We start from the raw sequence: 454 nt of genomic DNA, 5'->3' as shown, positions 1-454 counted from the left end.
TTTATTAGCGACATCATTAGGGGTGAACTCAGGTATTAGAACCTTCTCTTTTCCTACATATATTTTTGCATTATTCAATTTAAGAGCAGTGAGCTTACTCTTCACCAGAATCGGCGCAGTCGCCGTATAGATATTTCCTTGATTCGTGTTGACAGTCAATTTGACTGTAGAGCTTCCGGCCAGTTTACCTGTAACCTTTATAGTTGCTTCATTCGGTGGAGGATTTATGGAGATTTTATCGCTTCCCGATACAATACTCCACGCGTAAGATGTAATTTGCTCGTAATCGGCGGTCATCAATCTGGAAGACAGAGTAATTTCATCGCCAACTAATACTTGGCCAGGACCGCTGATGAATAATCCAGGCTCCACTACATTGATTTTGGCTGTTGCTGTCAGCCCGCTGCCATCAAGCGCTGTGAGGGTTACGTTTGCTGTTCCCTTTGCCTTCCCG

At 44.1% G+C, this 454-nt stretch carries 1 protein-coding gene; it reads right to left on the bottom strand.

Going from position 1 to position 454, the window contains the following annotated elements:
- The coding region (locus ACNPNW_RS05515; RefSeq protein ID WP_448766678.1) for a PKD domain-containing protein at positions 1-454 on the bottom strand (454 nt) is incomplete at both ends.

This window comes from Acinetobacter endophylla (assembly GCF_053543775.1).
This window is presented reverse-complemented; position numbering and strand designations above follow the sequence as displayed.